Below are 8,276 nucleotides of genomic sequence, written 5' to 3'. Positions count from 1 at the left end.
CGGTTTTGGTCCACGGCATGGTGTCCTCCCTCGAATCTTTGCAAATCCGAAGGAATCACAAGCCGGCCAAAACCGCTCACCCTTTTTCGGTCAGGCTCTGAGGAGCGCGCTCTTGCGCGCGTCTCGAAGGATGCAGGCCCGCCTGTGATCCCCGCCCTTCGCGACGCCGCTTCGCAGCTCCTCAGGGTGAGGGAAATAGATTGGACGTGCCGCGCACGATCCCGGTTTCGCACCCAGCTCCGGAACGACACGCGAGCTACAGCGCGCCCTTCGCGAGCCGCTTCATCACCTCGTCGAGCTGATCGAGGTTGCGATAGTTGATCTGCACGGATCCGCCAGGATCGCGGTGATTGACGGTGACCTTGAGACCGAGCGCGTCGCTGACGCGCTTTTCCAGATCGACCGTATCGGGGTCCTTTTCCTTCGCCCCAGCGCGCGCCTTCTGCGGCTTGCGCCCCGGCACGCCCTCTTCATGCGCAAGCGCCTCGGTCTGACGGACGTTGAGGCCCTCCTCGACGATGCGCTTGGCGGCCGCGAGCGGATCGGGCACGCCGATCAGTGCGCGAGCATGGCCAGCCGTCAGCTCGCCGGTTGCGATCAAGGCCTGCACCTCGGCCGGCAGCTTCGTCAGACGCATCATGTTGGCGACGTGGCTGCGGCTCTTGCCGACGACTCTTGCGATATCGTCCTGGCTGCGTTTGAACTCGTTGGCAAGCGCGTGATAGCCCTGCGCCTCTTCCATCGGGTTGAGGTCTTCGCGCTGCACGTTCTCGACGATCGCGAACTCCAGCGCATCGCTGTCGCTGATGTCGACCGGGACGATCGGCACTTCATGCAGGCCAGCCATTTGCGAAGCGCGCCAGCGCCGCTCGCCGGCGATGATCTCGTAGCGATCCTGCGCGCCCTTCACCGGACGCACCACGATCGGCTGGATCACACCGTGCTGCTTGATGGAGTCGGAGAGCTCCTTGAGCTCGGCCTCCGAAAAGGTGCGACGCGGATTGCGCGGATTGGCTTTGATGAATTCGATCGGCACCTTGCGCTGCGCGCGCGGGCGATCGACATGCTGAGCCTCGCCGCCGACATCACCAATCAGACTCGCAAGACCCCGGCCCAGTCGCGAACGCGCTTCGTCGGCCATCGCCAGCTCCCTTGGATTCACTTGAGCGCACTCCAGAACTGAATTTCGAAACGTAGGGTGGGTAAGCGAAGCGTGCCCACCAGTGTGTGCGGAAGACGGTGGACCCGGCGAAGACACCTTTGCCACCCTACGGCCTCGTCAATGCGTGGTCCGCAGCTCGCGCTCGCGCTGGATCACCTCGGTGGCGAGCCGCAAATACGCTTCGCTGCCGACGCATTTGAGGTCGTAGACCAGCACCGGCTTGCCGTAGGACGGCGCTTCCGAGATGCGCACGTTGCGCGGGATCATGGTCTTGTAGACCTTCTCGCCCATGAACTGGCGGACGTCGGCGACGACCTGGTTCGAGAGGTTGTTACGCGAGTCGAACATGGTCAGCACGATGCCGTGGATCGACAGATTCGGGTTGAGCGTCGAGCGCACCTGCTCCACGGTCTGCAGCAATTGCGACAGACCTTCGAGCGCGAAGAATTCGCATTGCAGCGGTACCAGGATCGCATCGGACGCCGCCATCGCGTTGACCGTGAGCAGGTTGAGCGAAGGCGGGCAGTCGATCAGCACGTAGGTGTAGTCGGCATCCGGAGAGACATTGTTGTTGAGCGCACCGATGGCGTCGCGCAGCTTGAAGGCGCGGCCGGGCGTGGTGCCGAGCTCGAGCTCAAGGCCGGAGAGATCCATGGTCGAGGGCGCGATGTGCAGCCGCGGCACCGCGGTCGAGACCACAGCCTCGCGCAAGGCGGCTTCGCCGACCAGCACGTCGTAGATCGAACAGCTACGGTTGCGGCGATCGATGCCGAGGCCGGTCGAGGCGTTGCCCTGCGGATCGAGATCGACGATCAGGACGCGTTCGCCAATCGCTGCGAGCGCCGTGCCGAGGTTAATCGCTGTGGTTGTTTTTCCGACGCCCCCCTTCTGATTTGCCAGCGCCAGGATGCGCGGGTGGCCATGCGGCACCTCCGCTGCCTGTTCTTGGGCGGTCTGTTCTTGCTGCGGCTCGTCAATCACGGTCATCGTAAATTCCCCACTCAGGCCCCTGAACGCCTCACCCGCGCCGTTCGGCAGACGTCAGTTCCACGATCCAGCCGTCGCCGGTGCGGCTTGGATGAAGCTGAGGCCGAATATTCCAATATTTAGCGGCTTCGGTCAATTCAGCCTCTACATCTTGACCCTTGAGAAATAACGCTTTTGCGCCCTGGCGTATCAGCGGCTCCGCAAAGCCGATGAGTTGATGTAGCGGAGCGAGCGCACGCGCGGTGACGCAATCGACGGGGCCGGTGATTCTATCCACATTATCCCCGATTTCAGCGAGATGTACGACTCCCGGAGATGTGGTGACACGGATCGCTTCGCGCAGGAACGCGGCCTTCTTGGCGATTCGCTCGACAAGATGGACGCGAGCATCGGGCCTCCCGGCCATGGCGCAGGCCAGGACGATGCCCGGGAAGCCACCGCCGCTCCCGAGGTCGGCCCATCGTTTTGCCGCCGGTGCGAGATCCACGAGCTGAAGCGAGTCGGCGATGTGCCGGGTCCAGAGGTGCGGCAGGGTCGAGGGCGCGACCAGGTTGGTCTTGGCCTGCCACTCGCGGAGCAAGGCGATGTAGCGATCGAGCCGGTCTTCCGTTTCATCTGAAACAGGCGCGAGCTTGAGCGCCGCAATCTTGTCAGCAGCGATGAGGGCGTTCAGCGATTGATCGTTGGTGCCGGCGCTGTCGATCTTCGGTCTGATCAGCCTCGGCTCGGGCCGTCGACCGGCACCCTCGCCCGCCGCAGGTTTTCCTGATGACGATCTGCCGCCTCCCGGCCCGCGCTGTTTCACGTGAAACGCCTATGCAATCGCCTTCGAGGTCTTCCGTGCCTCGCGCCGCAGGTAGGCCGCGAGAATGCCGAGCGCCGCCGGCGTCATCCCATCGATCCGGCCGGCTTGGCCGACCGTGAACGGTCGGGCCTTCTCCAGCTTGGTCCGCACCTCATTGGAGAGACCGGGGACCTGCTGATAATCGACCTCCGACAGCACCATACCCTCGTCGCGCCGGAAGGCTTCGACGTCGGCGCTCTGGCGCTCCAGATAGACGTCGTATTTGGCGTCGGTTTCGAGGTGGGTCGCGATGATGGGGTCGATCGCCGACAGTTCCGGCCAGATCGCCCGGACCTGGCTCCAGCCGATATCCGGATAGGCCATCAGTTCGAAGGCGGACCGGCGCTGGCCATCGCGGTTCAGGGAGAGTCCGTGCTTGATCGCCTCGTTCGGAGTGATCGCAAGCGACTTCGAGAGCGCGCGGGCTGCGTTCAGCGCATCCATCTTGGCGCGATGATGCTGCATGCGGGCACTGCCGACACACCCCAAGGCGATGCCCTTCTCGGTGAGACGCTGATCCGCATTGTCGGCCCGCAGCGTCAGCCGGTATTCCGCCCGGGAGGTGAACATCCGATAGGGCTCGCTGATCCCGCGGGTGACGAGATCGTCGATCATCACACCCAGATAGCCATCCGCCCGGTCGAACACCGTTAGCGCCGCCCCGCTGGCGGAGAGCGCTGCGTTGACGCCTGCCACGATGCCCTGCCCGGCGGCTTCTTCGTATCCGGTGGTGCCATTGATCTGCCCGGCCAGGAACAGACCGCGCAGACGCTTGGTCTGGAGGGTCGGATCGAGCTCGCGGGGGTCGATGTGGTCGTATTCGATGGCGTACCCCGGACGGACCATCTTCACCCGCTCCAAGCCGGGAATGCTGGCGAGGATCGCGAGCTGGACCTCCTCAGGGAGCGAGGTCGAGATGCCGTTGGGATAGACAGTTGTATCGTCGAGCCCTTCCGGCTCCAGGAAGATCTGATGGCCGTCACGGTCGCCGAAGCGGACGATCTTGTCCTCGATCGACGGACAATAACGCGGACCGGAACTCTTGATCTGGCCGGAATACATCGGGGAGCGATGGACATTGGCGCGGATCACCTCATGGGTCACCGAGGTGGTCCGGGTGATGCCGCACTGGATCTGCGGGGTCGTGATCCGTTCCGTCATCACCGAGAACGGCTCAGGCGGTTCGTCTCCGGGCTGCATTTCGACGGCCGACCAATCGATCGTGGTGCCGTCCAAGCGGGGAGGAGTCCCCGTTTTCAGCCGCCCGAGGGTGAAGCCGGCGCGCTCAAAGGAGCCAGAAAGGCCCATCGCCGGTGCCTCGCCGACGCGACCGGCGGGCCAATTCTTCTCGCCGAGATGGATCAGACCGCGCAGGAAGGTGCCGGTGGTGACGACTATCGCCCCTGCCCGAAGCTCCCGGCCGTCGGCCAGGCGCAGACCGATGACCCGGCCTTCCACCACGATCAGCTCCTCAGCCTCCCCCTCGAGGACGGAAAGACCCTCGGTCTCCCGGACCGCGGCCTGCATCGCGGCCGCATAAAGCCTTCGGTCGGCCTGAGCGCGAGGACCACGGACAGCCGGACCCTTGCGGCGGTTGAGGACACGAAATTGGATGCCGCCGGCATCGCCGACCCGGCCCATCAGACCATCGAGCGCATCGACTTCGCGGACCAGATGGCCCTTGCCGAGACCCCCAATGGCGGGGTTGCAGGACATCGCGCCTACGGTCGAGAAACGATGCGTCACAAGAGCGGTTGTTGCACCCATCCGAGCAGCAGCCGCCGCGGCCTCACAGCCGGCGTGACCGCCGCCAATGACGATGACGTCGTAGTTCTCTCGCTCTGTTCGCATGAGCCAACTTCTAGCTCAGAGGTGTGAAAGCCGGAAGTGGAAACTAGGCGGAGATGTTTCACGTGAAACGGAGCATTCGAGGGGAAAGCGATTTCGCGAAAACAACCCCATGCACAGTAGACGAGCTATTGAACCTGCTGCGTTTCAGGTGAAACAAAATCACTGAAATGATCAAAAGATATCGCGGCGACGCATCCCAGAATCTTTCGTGGGCAGTCTGGATTATCGTGCAGTGATGCTCGTAACGACGGCCGGCGCCCCAACGTTTCACGAGGCAAAGGAACCACAGCATGTGTTTCACGTGAAACGCAAAGAGTGGAACAAAGGCTAGTTCTACAATGAAGAACTAATCCTACTTTCCGATGCAAAATTTCTGGAAAATGGCGCCGAGCACGTCTTCCACGTTCACCCGGCCCAGCACCCGGCCCAAGGCATAGGCCGCGGCACGCAATTCCTCGGCGGCGAGCTCTTCGCCCTCTTCTACAAGCTCCAAACTCCGGCGCAAGCTGTCTGCCGCTTGGCGCAACAGCTCGCGTTGGCGTGCCCGGGTCACCAATGCACCCTCGCTGCTCCCGAAGAATTCAGAGGCGAATTTCACGAGAGCATCGACCAGCTGAGGGATGCCATCGCCCCGGCTCGCGGAGATCGCGAACTCGTCCCGCGGCCCCGATCCCCCAGCCCCGCCGAGATCGACCTTGTTGCGCACGATCCAGATCGAGCCGCCAGACGGACCATTCCCGCCGCCGGCCTTCCGCAGCAACCGCGTCGCGTCCGGATCGATGGTCTGCGATCCCTCCACCAGCCACAGCACGAGATCCGCGTCTTCGGCCCTGGCCCGTGCCCGGCGCACGCCCTCTTGCTCGACAGGATCGTCGGTCTCGCGAATGCCGGCGGTGTCGATCAGCGTGACGGGGTAGCCGTCGAGATCGAGCTGCACCTCGATCACATCGCGTGTGGTGCCAGCGTACGGCGAGACGATCGCAACCTCGCGGCGTGCGAGCTGATTGATCAGCGTCGACTTGCCGACATTCGGCTCGCCTGCGATCGCGACCACCAGGCCATCGCGCAGCCGTTCAGCTTGGCCCTGTGCCGCAAGGACTTCTGCAATTTCGCGATGCAGCGCTCCGATCGCCTTGACGGCGGGCGCCAGAAGCTCGGCAGGCACGTCGCCCTCATCCGAGAAATCGATGCCGGCTTCGATCAAGGCCGAAGCTTCGATGATACGTTCGCGCCAATCGCGTGCACGATTGCCGAGCAGGCCCTGCAACTGGCGCAGCGCTTGACGCCGCTGGCGGTCGGTATCGGCGTGGATGAGATCGTCGAGGCCCTCGGCCTCGGTGAGGTCGAGCTTGCCGTTCTCGAATGCACGTCGCGTGAACTCGCCGGGCTCGGCCGCTCGCGTGTTCGGGATAGCAGAAATTGCAGCGAGGAGCGCCGAGAGCACAGCGCGGCCGCCATGGACGTGGAATTCGGCGACGTCCTCGCCGGTCGCACTTGCCGGCCCCGGAAACCAGAGCACGACCGCATCATCGATCGGCTGGCCCACGGCGTCACGGAGCAACCTGCGGCTGGCGTGCCTCGGCGCCGGCAGCTCACCCGCCAGCGTCGTCAGCGCCAAGCCAGCCCGTGGCCCGGAGACCCGCACCACCGCAATCGCGCTTGGCGGACGGCCGGACGACAGCGCAAAGATGGTCTGGTCTTGCGGATGCATGGCCTATTTGTCCGGCTGCCGGAGAAAAGGCAAACCTCCATTTCGAACGCCAGGCGGCATGATTTTGCTGCGCCACATCCCGCAGCAGAAGATTGCATTGCAGTGCAATATTGGCACAGCATTTTTGCTGCAGAACGCAGCCGTTCAACTCGGTCGGCTCACCGAATTGAAAACATTATCGTACTATATCAATGACTTAAATAAAAACGGGCTATGTAACAAGCCTCTTGCCATGCTGCAGGTTCACTGCAGCAAAGCTGCACAAGAAAGGGCGCCCCAGGGCGCCCTCCACTTTCCGTTGCACTGCACTCAGGTGTTCATCGAGTCGAAGAACTCCGAATTGCTCTTGGTCGAGCGCAGCTTGTCGAGCAGGAAGTCGATCGCGTCCATGGTGCCCATCGGGTTCAGGATGCGGCGGAGCACGTACATCTTCTTGAGCACCTGCGGATCGGTGATGAGCTCCTCCTTGCGGGTGCCGGAGCGCGAGATGTCGATCGCCGGGAAGGTGCGCTTGTCCGAGACCTTGCGGTCCAGGATCAGCTCCGAGTTGCCGGTGCCCTTGAACTCTTCGAAGATGACTTCGTCCATGCGGCTGCCGGTATCGACCAGTGCCGTCGCGATGATAGTCAGGGAGCCGCCCTCCTCGATGTTCCGGGCGGCGCCGAAGAAGCGCTTCGGGCGCTGGAGCGCGTTGGCATCGACACCGCCGGTCAGCACCTTGCCGGATGACGGCACCACGGTGTTGTAGGCACGACCCAAGCGCGTGATCGAATCGAGCAGGATCACGACGTCGCGGCCATGCTCGACCAGGCGCTTGGCCTTCTCGATCACCATCTCGGCGACCTGGACGTGGCGCACTGCCGGCTCGTCGAAGGTCGAGGACACCACCTCGCCCTTCACCGAACGCTGCATGTCTGTGACTTCTTCCGGGCGCTCGTCGATCAGGAGCACGATCAGATAGCATTCGGGGTGATTGTGCGTGATCGAATGCGCGATGTTCTGCATCAGCACGGTTTTACCGGTGCGCGGCGGCGCGACGATCAAAGCGCGCTGGCCCTTGCCGATGGGCGCGACGATGTCGATCACGCGTGCGGAGAGATCCTTTCGCGTGGGATCGTCGATCTCCATGCGGAAGCGCTGATTCGGAAACAGCGGCGTGAGGTTGTCGAAATTGACCTTGTGCTTGGCCTTTTCCGGATCCTCGAAATTGAGCGTGTTGACCTTCAGCAGCGCGAAATAGCGCTCGCCCTCTTTCGGGCTGCGGATATGGCCTTCGAGTGTGTCGCCGGTGCGTAAGCCGAACCGGCGGATCTGCGAGGGCGAAACGTAGATGTCGTCCGGACCCGGCAGATAATTTGCATCGGGCGAGCGGAGGAAGCCAAAGCCGTCGGACAGCACCTCGACGACGCCCTCGCCGACAATGTCGGTCTCGGCCAGCGAAAGCTGCTTGAGGATAGCGAACAGCAGCTCCTGCTTGCGCATGGTGCTGGCATTCTCGACCCCGTTCTCTTCCGCGAACGAGACCAGCTCGGCCGGGGTTTTCGACTTAAGGTCCTGAAGTTTAATTTCCCGCATTGGGGTGGTCCTGTGGGGTAACCTTGGAAGGGGTGCGAGGAGGCTGAAATGCGGACGTGAGAAGGTAAGGTCCGCAGGTCTGGCAAGGAGAGTGCCGGTGAGGCTTCAAACCTGATGCGGTGTCCGGCCTCTGGAAAGCTCAGACA

General features: G+C 63.1%; 6 protein-coding genes. All 6 read right to left on the bottom strand.

Features of this window, described 5'->3' with window-relative positions; all coding sequences use genetic code 11:
• Window positions 1–256: 256 nt before the first annotated feature.
• The 6 genes from IVA92_RS14675 to rho all read right to left on the bottom strand — a co-directional run bounded on the left by IVA92_RS14675 (window position 257) and on the right by rho (window position 8,130).
• Window positions 257–1,141, bottom strand: a complete 885-nt coding sequence (locus IVA92_RS14675; RefSeq protein WP_247276614.1) for a ParB/RepB/Spo0J family partition protein — start codon at window positions 1,139–1,141, stop codon at window positions 257–259.
• A 138-nt stretch (window positions 1,142–1,279) separates the two neighbouring features.
• Window positions 1,280–2,149, bottom strand: a complete 870-nt coding sequence (locus IVA92_RS14670; protein WP_247276613.1) for a ParA family protein — start codon at window positions 2,147–2,149, stop codon at window positions 1,280–1,282.
• A 31-nt stretch (window positions 2,150–2,180) separates the two neighbouring features.
• A complete protein-coding gene (rsmG, locus tag IVA92_RS14665; RefSeq protein WP_247276620.1) occupies window positions 2,181–2,822 on the bottom strand; it encodes a 16S rRNA (guanine(527)-N(7))-methyltransferase RsmG in 642 nt (213 codons plus the stop codon).
• 141 nt (window positions 2,823–2,963) lie between these two features.
• A complete protein-coding gene (gene mnmG / locus IVA92_RS14660; RefSeq protein WP_247276612.1) occupies window positions 2,964–4,844 on the bottom strand; it encodes a tRNA uridine-5-carboxymethylaminomethyl(34) synthesis enzyme MnmG in 1,881 nt (626 codons plus the stop codon).
• Between the two features lie 352 nt (window positions 4,845–5,196).
• A complete protein-coding gene (mnmE, locus tag IVA92_RS14655) occupies window positions 5,197–6,555 on the bottom strand; it encodes a tRNA uridine-5-carboxymethylaminomethyl(34) synthesis GTPase MnmE (protein WP_247276611.1) in 1,359 nt (452 codons plus the stop codon).
• Window positions 6,556–6,864: 309 nt separating this feature from the next.
• Complete coding sequence (rho, locus tag IVA92_RS14650) at window positions 6,865–8,130, bottom strand: transcription termination factor Rho (protein WP_247276610.1); 1,266 nt, start codon at window positions 8,128–8,130, stop codon at window positions 6,865–6,867.
• Between the last annotated feature and the right edge of the window lie 146 nt (window positions 8,131–8,276).

This window comes from Bradyrhizobium sp. 154, from assembly GCF_023073875.1.
Taxonomy (GTDB): domain Bacteria; phylum Pseudomonadota; class Alphaproteobacteria; order Rhizobiales; family Xanthobacteraceae; genus Bradyrhizobium.
The sequence above is the reverse complement of the archived record's forward strand: the minus strand, read 5'-3'. Positions and strand labels throughout refer to the sequence as shown.